Genomic DNA, 14,478 nt, shown 5'->3' with positions numbered 1-14,478 from the left:
GTCTCATGCCTGTCCCGAACTTGCTTCGGGAGAACCTCGCTATGTACCTGCCTCGCCGGCAGGCAGGCATTTCCCTCCCGAAGCTGGTTCGGGACAGGTTGTGTGAGAAAAATTATCATGCCCGGTTTCATTAAATGAAGAGATAACTTATTTGAACCGCTTTTTAAAATTCTGGTTACGGCTGCTGCCGTTGCCGTTATTATTACGATTGCGGTTGTTATTATTGCCGTTGCCATTATTGCGGTTATTGCGGCTGCTGTTGTTGCTGCTGCGGCTTCCAAAATTTTGCCTTCTGCCGCTGCTGCCCCTGCTGCCGTAATCGTCTCTTTCGAAAGTGTTGCGATGCTTGATATAGGGCGTGTTGCTAAATTCAAGCTGGCCGTTTGTTATTTCATCCAGTTCGCTTCTTATAGTATCATCATGTACAAGCTCTTTATGCCAGTTGCTGTAAGCCAGCTTCATGTAATATGCTATAGCATTGGCAAAGCCTTCTTTCTTTTCAGGGTCTTCTTCTTTAAGAGCCTTATCAATTATTATTTCAAGGTTTTTGCCAAGATGAGAAAACTTGGGATAACGCTTGGGATAAGGCAGCGGATCCGGCTTTTGTTTATAAGTTTCTTTCTGGGGAATAGGATAGGGACTGTCCACATCCAGTTTAAAATCGCTTATAAAAAATAAATGGTCCCATAATTTATGCCTGAAATCTTCCACATTTTTCAAATGCGGGTTTAAAAAGCCCATCAGCTCTATCAGTACCTGCGCCTGCTGCTGCCTTTTTTCCCTGTCCTCGATAGTCAGAAGGTATTCCACCATTTTCTGTATATGGCGGCCATATTCACGCATGCTCATTTTATTGCGTGTAGTGTTGTATTCCATTAAAATAAAAAATTAAAGTGGCAAATGTAATTTAATTGGCTAACCGCACCATTTGGAAATTCTTATTGCCTTGTTATAAAAAGGGTATTATTCAGTCTGCCTGTATAAAACAGCTAAGTTATAACCATTTCAGGAATTTTCATCAATTGCGTTGCTTCTGCTTACCAACCGCCGCTGGCGCCGCCGCCGCCACTGCTGCCACCACCGAAACCGCCGAAGCCGCCGCCGCCACTTCCGCCTCCGAAACCTCCACTACCACTGCCCCAGCTTCCGCCGCCCGGAAATAAAGTAGGTATAATCCAGGGATTGAATCCTCTCCGGCTCATCATGCCGCCGCCACGGCCGCCGCCTCTTCCTCTGCCGATAATAAAGAAAATGATGATAAGTATAATGATGAAGCCAATAATATTGCCACCACCACCATTGTCATTATCCGCTGTTTTGCCGCGTTCCTTATATTCGCCGGCCGCCGCTTTTTCCAAAGAATTTACAGCTTCATCAATGCCCCTGTAATAATCGCCGTTCCTGAAATTTGGGGTAATGTCATTTTCAATAATATCACCCGACTGTACATCAGTTATAGCGCCTTCCAAACCATATCCTACTTCTATCCGTATCTTCCTGTCTTCTTTCGAGATAAACAATAAAATACCATTATTGTGTTTTGAGCCGCCTATGCCCCATTCGCGAAAAAGCTTAACGGCATAGTCTTCAACCGGCACATCGTTCAAACTATTAATGGTTACTACGGCTATCTGGTTGCTGGTGGTATCGTTAAAGGCAACAAGCTTCTGTTCCAGTATCTGAGCCTGTTCCGGCGACAGCAGGTTTGCATCATCAACCACCAGCCTGGGCGGGCTCGGCGCTTTTAAAACATCCTGTGCACAAAGATTGATTGTGATAAAGCCAAAAATCAATATGTATAAAAAACGTTTCATTTTACTGTTGAAATAAACTGGCCACTTAAAATGTGAAACCGCGGGTACCATGAAAAATTAGCACAAGCAAGTGATACAACCGTGATGCCATGAAAAACACAAGCCGGAAACAAAACATTGCGCTTATTTGCCAAACACAATATCATCCGGCAATTCATTTTTATCCGTTGAAGCGTCGTAAGGAAAATGCGTTTTAAGCAATGTCCCGGTGTTGAGAATTACCTCAGCAATGCCCTCTGCAATATGATCTTTTTTAAACTTGCTGATCATGTCTTTCACTGCATCATTCCAGAACTGCTGGCCGGCTTTATTATAAATGCCTTCATCGGCAAAAACCGCAAGCTGGTGATGCTGTGCCGCTATATATACCAGCACAGCATTCCGGTTTACCGTTTCATTCATTTTAAGCTGAAAAAAAATTTCCGCAGCGCGGTCAAGCGGGTCAACAAAGCGGCATTTGCTTTCTATAAACAGGCGCACTTCGCCGCTTGTTTGCTGCTCTGCTTCACGAATGGCATTAAGAATTTCTGCTTCTTCTTCCTGAGAAAAAAACTTTTGCTGCTTGGGTTTAAATAAGGAAAACATCAGCAACAATTATTTAATATCGAAGTTAATATCAGGCGCTTTTTCACTGCCGGCGTCAGCTTTATAATAAGCTTTGGTTTGGAAATGAAACAAGCCTGCAAAAATGCTGTTGGGAAATGTGCGCACCTGCAAATTGTATTGATTTACGGCATCATTATAATCGCGGCGGGCAATATTGATGCGGTTTTCCGTGCCTTCAATCTGCGTTTGAAAGTCGCGGAATGCCTGCGTGGTTTGCAGTTGCGGGTAGGCTTCGGCCACAGCCATCAAACGGCCAAAAGCGCTTTGCAACTGGCCCTGCGCCTGCTGGTATTTTTCAAGCGTTGCGGGGTCATTTATATCCACCTGAACGCTGGTTGCCTTAGACCTGGCATCAATTACAGCCTGTAAAGTGGATTTTTCAAAATTAGCCGAACCCTGTATGGTTTTTACCACGCTGTTATACAAATCGGTGCGGCGCTGGTAATTTGTTTCCACATTGCTCCAGGCATTTTGCACGCTCTGGTCGCCTTTAACCAACCCGTTGTAGCTATTGCATCCGCAACCGCCCAAAATAAGTATCACGGCAATTACAACTATTAATCCAAGACTTTTTGTTTTCATTGTTGATTGAATTTTTGTTAAAGATACTTATCAAAACAAATACCTGTTTATGTAATTATGACGAGAAGTCACTGGCATATTTTTGACATGGTGCTGCAATTTGGCCGCAACTGCTTATAATATTGCTTCAGAGCAACCAAAACACAGGCTGCTTCACTATCCTGTTTATTGATAAGCGGTATTTTATTGACAGGCATAATTTTTTTTTAATTATGGCAACAGTTTTCCGTTTCACAATAACATTGTTTCTTTGCAGCGCTTAAAAGCCAATAAATACAGGTGTACCGGCAAATATCAGCCGCAAAGCAGGCCCCGGCCTACATCCTGTTTATATAATTCACAATAAAATAAAAAATTATGAGCAGCATTGTAAAAATTCATGCAAGACAAATTCTCGACAGCCGCGGAAACCCCACCGTAGAAGCTGATGTTATAACCGAAGCAGGTTTCTTAGGGCGTGCCGCCGTGCCAAGCGGGGCATCTACAGGTATTCATGAGGCTGTGGAACTGCGTGACGATGATGCTAAAGTGTATTCCGGGAAAGGCGTTTTAAAAGCTGTGTCAAATGTAAATACAATCATCGCCGGTGGTTTGGCCGGTTTGGAAATAAGCGATCAAACCGGTATTGATGCCAAATTGATTGAAATTGATGGCACAGAAAATAAAAGCAGGCTGGGTGCAAATGCCACGCTTGCCGTTTCTATGGCTGCTGCAAAAGCTGCTGCGCTGGAAGCTGACTTACCGCTATACCGCTATATAGGCGGAACCAACGCCCATATTCTCCCCATGCCCTTAATGAATATTCTAAATGGCGGTGTGCATGCCGATAATAAGATTGATTACCAGGAATACATGATTGTACCAATTGGCGCAGATACTTTCAGCGAAGGCCTGCGCTGGGGCGTTGAAGTATTTCACAAACTGAAAGGCGTTTTAAAGAAAAAGGGTTACAGCACCAATGTGGGCGATGAAGGTGGGTTTGCACCGGATATTCAAAGCAATGAAGAAGCCATTGAAACAGTACTGCAGGCTATTGAAGCCGCAGGGTATAAACCTGGTGAACAGATCAGCATTGCCCTTGATGCTGCCAGCAGTGAAATGAGAAAGGATGGTGATAAATATACTTTCTACAAAAGCTCTAAAAAATCCATCACCAGCGATGAAATGGTAACTTACTGGACAGAATGGATCAATAAATATCCTATTATTTCCATTGAAGATGGCATGGCCGAAGAAGACTGGGATGGCTGGAAAAAATTAACGGATGCTATTGGCAGTAAAGTTCAGTTAGTGGGTGATGACCTTTTCGTAACCAATACCAAAATTTTACAGCGCGGTATTGATAACAGCATTGCCAACAGCATTCTTATTAAGGTGAACCAGATTGGCACCATTACAGAAACCATCAATGCCGTTCAACTGGCGCAAACAAATGGCTATACAACCATTATGAGCCACCGCAGCGGTGAAACAGAAGATACCACCATTGCCGATTTAGCCGTTGCATTGAATTGTGGTCAGATTAAAACGGGCTCTGCCTCCCGTACAGACCGTCTGGCTAAATACAACCAGTTATTGCGCATTGAAGAAGAACTGGGCAATAGCGGTATATATCCAAAGGGGAAAATACGCTTCGGCAATTAATATATTTGGTGAATGAAGCTTTAGAACCAAAAGCATACGAAATTTTCAAAACACGCTTTAATGAAAAAGAAGCCGAAGATTGTTGTATTATTTCGAAATAAAGGTTAATAATGCAATGGAAGATAAAAAGGAAGCGTTAGCCACAAAGAAGGATGTGATTGCCCCAAAAGAAGATATTTCAAAGTTTGCAATAAAAATTGCAGGAAATAAAGGCGAGACGATAAAGTGGATGTTTATTTTCCGGGCTAATTACTGATTTGTAAAAACTTAGTTTTTGTCTTTCAATTAAATTAATTTCGTTAACATGTATCGGGCAATGATTATCCTTTATAATGTAAAATAGGTTTTCTAAGGTATTGGGATAAAAATAATTAAATACATAGGGGTATTTAATGTCCGTAAAAATAAGTTGTAGAAGGATCATAATTGTCTGTCATATCATGTTTTAGTTATTGCAACTGATTTGTAACTAAGCTAAAACTAAACACAGCTCCCTTATCCGGTTCACTTTCCACCCAAACAGCACCACCTTGTGCTTCTATAAAATCTTTGGAAATGGCAAGGCCTAAACCGGTGCCTTTTTCATTACTGCCGGGTACTTTAAAGTAACGGTCAAATATTCTGGATTGATATTCCTGTGCAATACCCTTGCCGCGATCTTTCACGGAGAAAATAATGGTGTTGTCTTTTTTATAAACGCTTGCTTCTATCATTGCATCCTCCGGGGAATACTTGATTGCATTCGTTAGAAAATTATTCAACACCCATGTTGTTTTATCCTCATCAGCATTTATTAAAGGCAGGTTTTCTTCAACATAATTCTTTATACTGATGTTTTTTTCTTTTGCATTGGTTTCCACTGCATGCACTGCATTTTCAATAATGTTTTTCGGATTTACCTGTTTGATATTTAACTGGATTCTTCCCGCTTCAACCTGTGACATATTTAGTAATTCACTCAAAATTTTTAGCATACGCTGATTATCCTGCTTCAGGTTTTCGATTAATTCTTTTTGCTCACCTGATAAACTTCCTGTTCGTCCATCTTCCAGTAATTTCAAACTAAAATCAGATGCAGCCAATGGTGTTTTTAATTCATGGGAAACAGTTGCAATGAAATTTGTTTTGGCTTCATCCAGCTCTTTGAATGAGGTTATGTTTTTTACAACAATTACTTTGCTCTGTGTTTCATTTTGCGCAATATCAATTACTTCTTTTATAAAATAATTTTCACGGTTTTGCACAACAATTTTAAACGGCGCTGATGAATTGTTTTCCATCAAAAATTTAAACAGGTCGTTATGTTTTGCAACATCATCAGCATTTTTTCCAATAATATCTTCGTTGCGTATATTCAGTAATTGCAAAGCCTGTTCATTGGCAAACAACACAACATTATTTTTATCAAGGCCAATGCTTGCATCTTTCAAACTGTTAATAACGCTTTCAGCGCGGCTTTTTTCAAACATTAATCTGTTCAGGTTGCTATTCTCAAAATATTGTAACCGTGCTGCCATTTCATTAAACGCATCGGCGAGTTTTCCAAACTCATCTTTGTTGTCAATATGAATACGATGCGCATAGTTTTTATTGGAAACCTCCTTTATAGCTTCGGTGAACTGTAAAATGGGTTTTGTAACAACAGATGGAAAATTCAGCAAAAACGAAAAGGCAATCAAAAACACCAGCCCGCTTAATAAAGAAATAACAGTGAATGCTTCATCTGCTGTTTTCCGGGCGATATTGTTTTTGTTTTGTATGGCCTGCATATTGAGCTGTAATATTTGCTGCAACTGCATTTCAACAAGCCGGAAATTTTGCTTAACCGTATCGCCGTTTTTTATCCTGCTGAATGATGAACGCAGTGAAGACGTTACTTTTTTCTCTCCGGGCTCTGTAATATTGGCTTCCTGTTTTTGAAGATTCAATTCAAAACTGTCTTTTGACTTCTCAATGCCGGCTTCAACATTGTTCAGCGCGTTTTGCATGCTATGGCAGTAAGCAAGGCTTTCGTAATTATCCTGCAATACATTCTTTGATTCATCTTTTAACCTTCCCAGGTAATACATACCGGAAACCCCGGTTAAAATCAACAGCACAAAAAGGAACAATGTTCCATACCATATTTTCTTTTTAACTGTAAGTGCCATCAGGAAAGAATAACAATATCAATATTATTTTTTGAAAGCGTTTTCAGCAACTGGTTAAACACGCCTGTTCTTAAAATTACCTGCAGCAAAGTTAAATGCGGTTTGCCCAGACAAATTGTTGTAATGTTATGTTCAAGTGCGGTTTCAATAATTGTGGCAGCAATATTATTTTCTTTTTTTTGAATGATATCTCCGCCAAGTTCCGTTGCATTTTTAAAGTTGTTGATTAAATGCCTTTGTGCAGCCAATGGAATTTTGTCTGCCCTTTCTTTAGATGATTGCACATACAATACAAACCATTTACTGTTGTAATAAGAAGCAAGCCTTGCTGTTTTGCGAATGATGCGTTGCGCAATTTCGTGGTTAGATGAAATGCATGCCATAAATCTTTCATGGCGAAACGGCGTTTGCTTTGCCGTGATTTGATAGTCAACTTTTCTTTCAACCTGGCTGGCCACTTCTTTTAATGCAAGCTCTCTTAACTGCAATATTTTCTCCGGCTGAAAAAAATTGGTTAATGCCTGCTGAACTTTTGCAGGGTCGTATATCTTTCCTTCTTTTAAACGTGCTATCAGTTCATCTGCAGGCAGATCAATATTTACCACTTCATCTGCCAGTTGTAATATCTTATCCGGTATCCGTTCCGTTACATCTATGCCGGTTATCTGCTTAACTTCATTATTGATGCTTTCTATATGTTGAATGTTGATAGCCGTAATTACATTGATTCCCGCATTTACAATATCCAGCACATCCTGCCAGCGTTTCTCGTTTTTACTGCCGGGAATGTTGCTATGCGCCAATTCATCTACAATAACAACATCCGGATGCAGCAGCAATATTGCATTTACATCCAGTTCATCTAATTTCTTGCCTTTATAAAAAACTTCTCTTCTGGGAATGATGGATAAGCCATCCAGCAGGGCCTGTGTTTCTTTCCTGCCATGTGTTTCAACCAAACCTATTTTTACATTTACATTGTTGCGTTGCAATGCATGCGCTTCCTGCAACATGCGGTAGGTTTTGCCCACGCCGGCGCTCATGCCGATGTAAATTTTCAGCTTGCCTTTTTTGTTTGACCTGTCTGTCCTTCCCTGTTGCGTTATATTTGTTTCATTTATACCCATTTAATTAAATTAGACAGCCTTTTAAAATTCACATTAACTAAAAAGAAAAAGCCAAAGCTGTTGTAACGAAGGTTGTATTCTTTTTTATTTCATCATCCTTTTTAATAAAATATTCGTTATCGCCATGAAGATTTCTTAACTCGATGCGCCATACAAGATTGTTCAATATCTGCCTGTCATAATTAATGCTTAATCCCAGCGCTTTAAACCCATCCTCAGTTCCCGTTGAAATTAATGACTGGTTTTTGTCACTATAATATTCCGCTCTTGCTGCAATACTGTTTTTGCTGTCAGGCGAAATTTTTAAAATAACCTGAGGCGCATATACAAAATTGAAATCGCTGCTGCCTTTTTCTTTTTGCTGCATACTAACATCCAAACCTGCCGTTACACCCATTATATCGCTTAGTTGAAAGATGCCGTAAAAGTCGTGGTAATAACGCATCAGCCTGGCGCTGTCAGGTTTATCATTGCCTATAAAATTGCTATAATTCAATATAACTTTTGATGAAGGCGTAAATGTTACCTGCAGGCCTCCTGCGGGGGTAGTGTTATAATCAGGCCTTTGTATATGCTGCCATCCGTTTAAGTATAAAGCGCTCAAAAACCATTTATTATTGCTGGATGTATAACTGATTTTAGCTCCGCTTTCATAGTATGGCGAATTGTCTGCCACAATGCTTCTTGTGAGTGTCCAGCAATCTTTACCCCTTGCACTTTCAAAGCCGATATGTGAAGCAAAGATGCCGGCATCCACCCATAAGTTTGCTTTACGTGCAATTTTAACACCAGCATTGGCTTCATATATATTTTTTAAAACGCCTGCTTCCGCCGCGTAATTGGCATTCACATACGTGCCTGCCGCAAGCGCAATATTTGCCCTTATCTTATCATTATTATATGCTGCTTTTACATAAGCAAGGTTAACAGTCACTTCATTGTTTCTGTTATAGCTGTACACAAACGGTGCTTTGCTGTTCAGCGAGGGTTTATTGAAATCATAGCTGTAATAAGCTTCCGCATAACCACTTAACGTAAGATTGTTTTTTGTGCTGTCCTGCGCTGATAAATGACCTGCCAGCAGTGTACCTGGCACTGCTATTAAAATTGATCTTTTCATCTTCTGTTATATTTTATTTTAATTCGTCTAATGCAATGTTTAATTTCAACACATTCACTTTTGCCGGGCCTAATAAACCAAGCAATGGTTTATCTGTATGTTCATCAACCAGCGTGCTGAGCTTGCTTTCATCAATATGCCTGATTGCTGCGATGCGTTTAATTTGAATTTTTGCACCGGCAGGTGAAAGGTCCGGGTCTTCGCCGCTGCCTGATGCTGTTACCAGTTCGGCAGGAATGTCTTTTTTATCAATACCGGGATTATGCACTAAAAAGGTATCAATCCTGTCCTGAACTGTTTTCAGGTAATCAGGATTGGTTGGCCCTTTATTGGAGCCGGCAGACCCTGCTGCGTTATAATCAACAGCAGACGGGCGTGTGTTGAAATATTTATCGTCGGTAAATTTTTGCCCAACAATTGCATAACCAACTGCTTTACCATTTACTGAAACTGTTTCACCATCGCCGCCGCCCGGCGTGAATTTGCCGATAGCCATAACAAGTAAAGGGTAAATAACCGAACACAATACAAGCAATACAACTGTAAGCTTGATTGACGGAAGAAGATATTGTTTCATAATTGTGAGATGTTAGATGTGAGAAGTGAAATGTTTTTTTGAGATGTGAGAATTAAGATGAATTTCTATCTTTATTGAAATAACTTTTTATGCCCGATAAACCCCATAAAAATCTAGACGCCTGGAAACTGAGCTTTGAATTTGTAAAAGATATATATTTTATTACTGAAAGTTTTCCTTCATCTGAAAAATTTGGATTGACTTCCCAATTGCGACGAGCTTCAGTTTCTATTCCAACAAATATTGCAGAAGGTGCCGGAAGAAAATCAAAAAAAGAATTTATTAATTTCTTGAGTATTGCTTTAGGCTCAGTAAGTGAAGTTGATACGCTTCTATTACTATCAAGAGATTTAAAATTTCTCGAACCTGAACTAACAGGTGAGTTATTGATCAAACTTGATGTCATTGGAAAATTAATTTTTGGGTTAATGAAAAGTTTGAGAAGCCAGTTGTGAATAGTGAGATGTGAGATGTGAAATGTAAGATGCAGGATGTTAGTTGTAAGATGGAGAACTGTTCATTTTACATTTTACCCCTCACTTCTTACCTCTCACTACTTCATAAATAAAACGATTATCATATCTATTAACTTAATGCCTATGAACGGAGCAATTATACCACCCAGGCCATAAATCAATAAGTTTCTTCTCAGCAAAGCGCTGGCCCCGATTGGCTTGTATGCAACGCCACGCAATGCAAGCGGAATAAGCATCGGGATAATAATGGCATTGAAAATAACGGCCGATAAAATGGCTGTTTCCGGGCTGTGCAGGTTCATAATGTTTAACGCATTCAACGATGGTATTGACACGATGAACAAGGCAGGGATAATGGCGAAATATTTTGCTACATCATTCGCAATGGAGAAAGTTGTAATAGTGCCTCTTGTTATTAAAAGCTGCTTGCCTATTTCAACTACTTCGATGAGTTTGGTTGGGTCGTTGTCAAGATCAACCATATTGCCTGCTTCTTTTGCCGCCTGTGTGCCGCTGTTCATGGCAACGCCTACATCGGCCTGCGCAAGCGCAGGGGCATCGTTGGTACCATCCCCCATCATCGCAACAAGTTTGCCGCCTGTTTGTTCTTTCTTTATGTAATTCATCTTGTCTTCAGGCTTTGCTTCTGCAATGAAATCATCCACACCTGCCTTCTCTGCAATGTATTTTGCAGTTAAAGGGTTATCACCCGTAACCATCACTGTTTTTACACCCATCCTGCGCAAACGTTCAAAACGTTCCTGTATGCCCGGTTTAATGATGTCCTGCAATTCAATTACGCCGGTTGCTTCATCATTATAACTCAATACCAGGGGCGTTCCGCCGTTGCCGGCTATTTCTTTCGTTTTGCTGATGATAAAGGGTGAAATTTTATTGCCTGCCCTTTCCACTTTATTTTTTATAGCGTCAAAAGCTCCTTTCCGGATATGCGTGCTGGCCATATCAATGCCGCTGCTTCTTGTTTCTGCGGTGAACTCAACAAAATGTGCATCATTTTTATTGATGTCCGGTTTAGCAAAACCTTTTGTTTCTGCCAGTTCAATAATTGATTTTCCTTCCGGGGTTTCATCAGCGAGGGATGCAAGTACACAGGCTTCAATAAACTTCTTTTCATCCTGGCTTTTATCAGCCCAGAAATTGGTTGCTTTACGGTTTCCGATGGTGATTGTTCCTGTTTTATCAAGTAACAAAGTATCAACGTCACCGGCTGTTTCAACAGCCTTGCCACTTTTGGTGATAACGTTAGCACGTAAAGCCCTGTCCATACCGGCAATACCAATAGCACTTAACAAACCACCAATCGTTGTTGGAATTAAACAAACGAATAAAGAGATATACGCTGCTATATTGATGCTTGTGTTGGCATAATCTGCATAAGGTTTTAATGTTACGCAAACTATAATGAAGATGATGGTGAAGCTTGCGAGTAAAATGGTAAGCGCAATTTCATTCGGTGTTTTCTGGCGTGATGCGCCTTCTACCAGGGCAATCATTTTATCCAAAAAACTTTCGCCGGGTTCTGTTGTTACACGTACTTTAATCCTGTCGCTTAAAACTTTGGTGCCACCGGTTACAGAGCTTTTATCGCCACCTGCTTCACGAATCACAGGTGCACTTTCACCTGTAATGGCGCTTTCATCAATGGTGGCAATACCTTCAATAATTTCGCCGTCCATCGGTATCACATCTCCTGTTTCGCAAAAGAACACATCTCCCTTTCTAAGCGCTGAAGAAGAAACAATTTTTATTTCGTTGGTAGTTATCTCACCAACAGGCAATACTTTTTTAGCAGGTGTATCCTGCCTTGTTTTACGCAAACTGTCTGCCTGCGCCTTGCCTCTTGCCTCTGCAATGGCTTCTGCAAAGTTGGCGAACAGCACCGTAACAAATAAAATTGCTGTAATGGCAATGTTATAGGCTAAACTGCCCTGCGATGTTTCGCCCATTGCAACCCAAACACACACACCTGCCATAATAATAGTTCCAACCTCAACTGTAAACATTACAGCGTTTTTCACCATGTACCGTGGACTGAGTTTAGTGAACGAATGTTTGAATGCCTCATTTACCAATGAAGGCTCTAATAATTTATTTGAATGTTGTTTTGACATTGTTGATTTTTTTTTGTGAGCAGTAAGCGGTGAGCAGTGAACTGTTATTATTAACTTTAGAATAAATATTATTTATGAAACCGCATAAGACCCTTGAAGCATGGAAACAAAGTTTTGAACTTGTGAAAGATGTGTATCGTATAACTAATGTATTTCCTGCAGAAGAAAAATTTGGATTGGTATCGCAACTGCGCAAGGCAGCAGTATCAGTTCCAACAAATATTGCAGAAGGAGCTGCAAGAAAATCAAAAAAAGAATTCATACAGTTCCTGTACATATCAGAAGGATCACTAAGTGAAATAGATACTTTACTTGAATTGTCTGTTGCACTCAATTTTCTTTCCGCTGACTTATCTGCTTCTTTATTTAATTCTTTAGAAAACATTTCAAAACTTATTATCGGTTTAATAAAAAAACTTGAATCGCAGCAGTAAACAGTTTACCGTTTACTACTCACTGTTTACTAATGATGCATGCTGAAATATTCTGCGATTGGTCCAAGCGCCAGCGGCGGGAAATAAGAGAGTGCCGTAACGATAACGATAACAGCTATCGTCATTACGCCAAACGTTACACTATCTGTGCGTAAGGTGCCCGATGTTTGGGGAATATATTTTTTATTGGCGAGATGGCCTGCTATTGCAACCGGCCCGATGATGGGAAGAAACCTTGCCAGCAACATCACGATACCGCAGGTAATATTCCACCAAACGTTATTATCGCCCAAACCTTCGAAGCCGCTGCCGTTGTTGGCAGTTGATGAAGTGTATTCATACAACATTTCACTGAAACCATGATAACTAGGGTTATTCAGCCATGCAGAAGGTTTTACTGCCCAGTCGGCATCACCATGATGTACTACCAGGTAAGCAGCGAATGCGGTCCCCACTTTTATTAAGAACGCACATAACAAGGTTACCAAGGCTGCAATCTTTACTTCTTTGGCTTCTACTTTATGGCCCATAAATTCAGGTGTACGGCCCACCATCAGCCCCGATATAAATACCGCGATAATGATGAATATAAAATAGTTCAACAGCCCTACACCAACGCCGCCATACAATGCATTGATCATCATGTCCAGCAACACTACGCCGCCTGATAAAGGCATCAGGCTGTCATGCATGCCATTTACAGAACCATTGGAGGTTGAGGTTGTTATTACGCTCCAGTAGGCAGTGGCAGCCGCACCTAATCGTACTTCTTTGCCTTCCGCAGCACCTGTTGTTTGCGATATACCAAGCTTCGCTATTTCAGGACTGCCCTGCACTTCGAAATAAATATTATTGATGCAAAAAAGAATGAAGAAGAAAGTCATCACACCAAAAATCACCCATGCCAGTTTCTTCTTTTTGATGTAATAGCCCATTGCAAAAACCAGGGCAATTGGAATAACAGCAATGCTGATGGCTTCAGCAAGGTTGGTAAGATAATTTGGATTTTCAAACGGTACTGCAGCGTTGGCGCCAAAATAACCGCCTCCGTTTGTGCCAAGTTGTTTAATAGGAATCATGGCAGCGGCCGGCCCTTTGGAAACCTGCTGGGTATCGCCCTGTAAAGTTACAATAGAGTCTTTACCCCTGAAGCTGGTGGGTGCTCCGTTAAAAGCTAATATTACTGCCACAACAAATGAAAGCGGTAATAAGATCCTGGTTGTTGATTTTAAAAATATGCTCCAGAAATTACCAAGATTATTGGTTGTTTTTTCTTTGAATGCATTGAATAAGGCAACTAAACAGGCAATGCCTGTTGCAGCACTTGCAAACTGTAAGAACATCAGCACAAACATCTGGGTTAAATAAGTGGCACCGCTTTCACCTGAATAGTGCTGCAGGTTGGTATTGGTAACAAAACTGATGATGGTATTAAAAGCAAGGTCCGGCGTCTGGCCCGGGTTACCATCAGGGTTAAGCGGTAGTTTGTCCTGGAAAACCAGCATAAAAAACCCATATACAAACCATAACAAGTTAATGGTGAGCATGGCTTTTAAAAATTCCTTCCAGTTCATGCCTTTATTGGGATCAATGCCGCAGATGCGGAAAATAAAACGTTCAGCAGGATGCATAAAATCCATGAACGTTCTTTCACCGCTGAAAACTTTGGCAATATATTTCCCCAGCGGAATAGCGAGTAAAACGGTGAGTAAAAATGTGACGATTACGCCTAGTATTTCAGAGTTCATTGTTATTATAATTTTTGTAAGCAGTAAACGATGAGCGGTGAACAGTTGAAGCATAGAGCTACTGTTTA

The 14,478-nt window shown here is 40.6% G+C and carries 14 protein-coding genes; 4 read left to right on the top strand and 10 right to left on the bottom strand.

Annotated elements, in window-relative coordinates:
- Positions 1-147 precede the first annotated feature (147 nt).
- The 4 genes from QM629_RS13805 to QM629_RS13790 form a co-directional block, all read right to left on the bottom strand.
- Positions 148-876, bottom strand: a complete 729-nt coding sequence (locus tag QM629_RS13805; protein WP_415160467.1) for a DUF4290 domain-containing protein — start codon at positions 874-876, stop codon at positions 148-150.
- A gap of 161 nt (positions 877-1,037) precedes the next feature.
- Positions 1,038-1,814: a TPM domain-containing protein gene (locus QM629_RS13800; protein ID WP_415160466.1), complete on the bottom strand. Its 777-nt coding sequence runs from the start codon at positions 1,812-1,814 to the stop codon at positions 1,038-1,040.
- Between the two features lie 123 nt (positions 1,815-1,937).
- Complete coding sequence (locus QM629_RS13795; protein WP_415160465.1) at positions 1,938-2,399, bottom strand: TPM domain-containing protein; 462 nt, start codon at positions 2,397-2,399, stop codon at positions 1,938-1,940.
- A gap of 9 nt (positions 2,400-2,408) precedes the next feature.
- Positions 2,409-3,002 carry a LemA family protein gene (locus QM629_RS13790; RefSeq protein ID WP_415160464.1) on the bottom strand — a complete coding sequence of 198 codons (594 nt, stop codon included), beginning with the start codon at positions 3,000-3,002 and terminating at the stop codon, positions 2,409-2,411.
- Positions 3,003-3,359: 357 nt separating this feature from the next.
- On the opposite strand from QM629_RS13790, the gene eno reads away from it, so the two are divergent.
- Positions 3,360-4,646, top strand: a complete 1,287-nt coding sequence (eno, locus tag QM629_RS13785) for a phosphopyruvate hydratase (protein WP_415160463.1) — start codon at positions 3,360-3,362, stop codon at positions 4,644-4,646.
- A gap of 115 nt (positions 4,647-4,761) precedes the next feature.
- Entirely contained in the window at positions 4,762-4,902 is a 141-nt protein-coding gene (locus QM629_RS13780) for a hypothetical protein (protein ID WP_415160462.1), read from the top strand.
- Positions 4,903-5,095: 193 nt separating this feature from the next.
- Here the strand turns inward: QM629_RS13780 and QM629_RS13775 are convergent, their stop codons facing one another.
- From QM629_RS13775 to QM629_RS13760, 4 genes are read right to left on the bottom strand one after another with little or no spacing between them, the layout of a single operon-like run.
- Positions 5,096-6,796, bottom strand: a complete 1,701-nt coding sequence (locus QM629_RS13775) for an ATP-binding protein (protein WP_415160461.1) — start codon at positions 6,794-6,796, stop codon at positions 5,096-5,098.
- Positions 6,796-7,923 carry a sensor protein KdpD gene (locus QM629_RS13770; RefSeq protein WP_415160460.1) on the bottom strand — a complete coding sequence of 376 codons (1,128 nt, stop codon included), beginning with the start codon at positions 7,921-7,923 and terminating at the stop codon, positions 6,796-6,798. Before QM629_RS13770 ends, QM629_RS13775 begins: the two co-directional genes overlap by 1 nt.
- A gap of 37 nt (positions 7,924-7,960) precedes the next feature.
- The gene (locus QM629_RS13765; protein ID WP_415160459.1) at positions 7,961-9,043 is read right to left on the bottom strand and encodes a porin; all 1,083 of its coding nucleotides are present in this window, start codon (positions 9,041-9,043) and stop codon (positions 7,961-7,963) included.
- Between the two features lie 13 nt (positions 9,044-9,056).
- Positions 9,057-9,620, bottom strand: a complete 564-nt coding sequence (locus QM629_RS13760; protein WP_415160458.1) for a K(+)-transporting ATPase subunit C — start codon at positions 9,618-9,620, stop codon at positions 9,057-9,059.
- A gap of 89 nt (positions 9,621-9,709) precedes the next feature.
- Between QM629_RS13760 and QM629_RS13755 the strand changes: the two genes are divergently transcribed.
- Positions 9,710-10,075: a four helix bundle protein gene (locus tag QM629_RS13755; protein ID WP_415160457.1), complete on the top strand. Its 366-nt coding sequence runs from the start codon at positions 9,710-9,712 to the stop codon at positions 10,073-10,075.
- A gap of 98 nt (positions 10,076-10,173) precedes the next feature.
- Here the strand turns inward: QM629_RS13755 and kdpB are convergent, their stop codons facing one another.
- Positions 10,174-12,228, bottom strand: a complete 2,055-nt coding sequence (kdpB, locus tag QM629_RS13750) for a potassium-transporting ATPase subunit KdpB (RefSeq protein WP_415160456.1) — start codon at positions 12,226-12,228, stop codon at positions 10,174-10,176.
- A gap of 74 nt (positions 12,229-12,302) precedes the next feature.
- Here kdpB and QM629_RS13745 point away from each other — a divergent pair, with 74 nt between their 5' ends.
- Positions 12,303-12,662, top strand: a complete 360-nt coding sequence (locus QM629_RS13745) for a four helix bundle protein (protein ID WP_415160455.1) — start codon at positions 12,303-12,305, stop codon at positions 12,660-12,662.
- A gap of 29 nt (positions 12,663-12,691) precedes the next feature.
- Here QM629_RS13745 and kdpA read toward each other — a convergent pair whose 3' ends face one another.
- Complete coding sequence (gene kdpA, locus QM629_RS13740; protein WP_415160454.1) at positions 12,692-14,410, bottom strand: potassium-transporting ATPase subunit KdpA; 1,719 nt, start codon at positions 14,408-14,410, stop codon at positions 12,692-12,694.
- Positions 14,411-14,478: the final 68 nt, after the last annotated feature.

The organism is Parafilimonas sp., from assembly GCF_047606085.1.
Lineage (GTDB): Bacteria > Bacteroidota > Bacteroidia > Chitinophagales > Chitinophagaceae > Parafilimonas.
The sequence above is the reverse complement of the archived record's forward strand: the minus strand, read 5'-3'. Positions and strand labels throughout refer to the sequence as shown.

What these genes read in the sequence shown, in the direction of transcription:
- QM629_RS13805 (WP_415160467.1), bottom strand. Translation starts at nt 876, where the DNA reads ATGGAATACAACACTACACGCAATAAAATGAGCATGCGTGAATATGGC.
- QM629_RS13800 (WP_415160466.1), bottom strand. Translation starts at nt 1,814, where the DNA reads ATGAAACGTTTTTTATACATATTGATTTTTGGCTTTATCACAATCAAT.
- QM629_RS13795 (WP_415160465.1), bottom strand. Translation starts at nt 2,399, where the DNA reads ATGTTTTCCTTATTTAAACCCAAGCAGCAAAAGTTTTTTTCTCAGGAA.
- QM629_RS13790 (WP_415160464.1), bottom strand. Translation starts at nt 3,002, where the DNA reads ATGAAAACAAAAAGTCTTGGATTAATAGTTGTAATTGCCGTGATACTT.
- eno (WP_415160463.1), top strand. Translation starts at nt 3,360, where the DNA reads ATGAGCAGCATTGTAAAAATTCATGCAAGACAAATTCTCGACAGCCGC.
- QM629_RS13780 (WP_415160462.1), top strand. Translation starts at nt 4,762, where the DNA reads ATGGAAGATAAAAAGGAAGCGTTAGCCACAAAGAAGGATGTGATTGCC.
- QM629_RS13775 (WP_415160461.1), bottom strand. Translation starts at nt 6,796, where the DNA reads ATGGCACTTACAGTTAAAAAGAAAATATGGTATGGAACATTGTTCCTT.
- QM629_RS13770 (WP_415160460.1), bottom strand. Translation starts at nt 7,923, where the DNA reads ATGGGTATAAATGAAACAAATATAACGCAACAGGGAAGGACAGACAGG.
- QM629_RS13765 (WP_415160459.1), bottom strand. Translation starts at nt 9,043, where the DNA reads ATGAAAAGATCAATTTTAATAGCAGTGCCAGGTACACTGCTGGCAGGT.
- QM629_RS13760 (WP_415160458.1), bottom strand. Translation starts at nt 9,620, where the DNA reads ATGAAACAATATCTTCTTCCGTCAATCAAGCTTACAGTTGTATTGCTT.
- QM629_RS13755 (WP_415160457.1), top strand. Translation starts at nt 9,710, where the DNA reads ATGCCCGATAAACCCCATAAAAATCTAGACGCCTGGAAACTGAGCTTT.
- kdpB (WP_415160456.1), bottom strand. Translation starts at nt 12,228, where the DNA reads ATGTCAAAACAACATTCAAATAAATTATTAGAGCCTTCATTGGTAAAT.
- QM629_RS13745 (WP_415160455.1), top strand. Translation starts at nt 12,303, where the DNA reads ATGAAACCGCATAAGACCCTTGAAGCATGGAAACAAAGTTTTGAACTT.
- kdpA (WP_415160454.1), bottom strand. Translation starts at nt 14,410, where the DNA reads ATGAACTCTGAAATACTAGGCGTAATCGTCACATTTTTACTCACCGTT.